Source organism: Bradyrhizobium sp. Kon58 (assembly GCF_055807455.1).
The window spans coordinates 1-1,161 of record NZ_JBVVOT010000089.1 but is presented as its reverse complement, the minus strand read 5'-3'; the positions used below and the strand labels follow the sequence as shown (position 1 = coordinate 1,161).

Below are 1,161 nucleotides of genomic sequence, written 5' to 3'. Positions count from 1 at the left end.
ACCGTGGATCTTTGCCTCAAAGCTCCGCAGCCGCTGATAGATCGAGATCAGTTCGACGATCGTGCTCCAGGAGTTGACGAGATACTGAAACGAGGTTCGTACTTGCGTGAACGCGTTGAGGATCTGGTTCATCGCGCCGAGGGTGATCCTGCCCGCGATGATTGTGGGCGCAAGCAGCAGATAAGGAAAGATGACGTCAGTCTGCAGATAGACGATCCGGCCGATATTGAAGTACATGAAGTTCAGATAGAGCCGGAAGTAATTCCTGCGAATGTCGCTAAACAGCACGCTCAATGTCGGCGCATTGGCACGCGCCGCATCATCCTCGCCGAGCACGAGCTCCTTGCGATAGGCCGCTTCGACCCGCTGGTTGAAAAATTCAATTCCGGGCAGGCGGATGCCGATAAGCGCGAGAACGCCGGTGCCCAGGATCGACCAGATCACCGCGGCGAACACCAGCGGATAGGCAATCGAGCCGAACAGAGGCAGCTCCGTGACGTTGCTGGACAGCCTCACCAGAACCGGCAGGAACGCCAACAGTGTCAGCACCGCGCTGATGAGATTGACGCCTAGACCTTCCATGGTGCTGGCGAAGCGCATGGTGTCTTCCTGGATCCGCTGGGAGGCGCCTTCGATCGTGCGCAGCCGTGGCCAGTTGGCGACATAAAAATCGTTCATCGCCGTGCGCCAGCGGAAGATGTAGTGGCTGACGAAGAATCGCGTCATCACGCCGACCACGACGGCCACGAGCGCTATGCCGGCAAAGGTCGACAACTCGCTGTAGAACTGCTCGACCGTGACCGGCGCCGACTTCGAAAGCGCAGCCTGGATCATGTCATAGAACGGTCCATACCAGCTGTTGATCGCGACCGAGACCTGGACCTGAAAGTAAGAGGTGAACAGGATCAGCGCCGAACCAAGAATGGACCACGTCGCCCAGGGATGCGGGGCAAATAACATCCATGCAGCCGCGAACACCGTAACGGCCAGCGCAAAATAGAGATCAAACCACAGCGCCGAGGCCGACCAGAACGTCGCAAGCCCGACCGGCTTGTCCGGGGCTGGAAAGAGATTGCCGGCAAATACATACCAAAACGCCATCGCCAACGCCGTCCAAAGAATTGACGACGCAAAGAACAACTTTGGTCGAGGGAAGAATGA

The 1,161-nt window shown here is 57.7% G+C and carries 1 protein-coding gene; it reads right to left on the bottom strand.

Features of this window, described 5'->3' with window-relative positions:
• Window positions 1–1,161: peptide antibiotic transporter SbmA (gene sbmA / locus AC0L20_RS39535; protein WP_473295594.1), on the bottom strand; the 1,161-nt coding region annotated here is incomplete at both ends.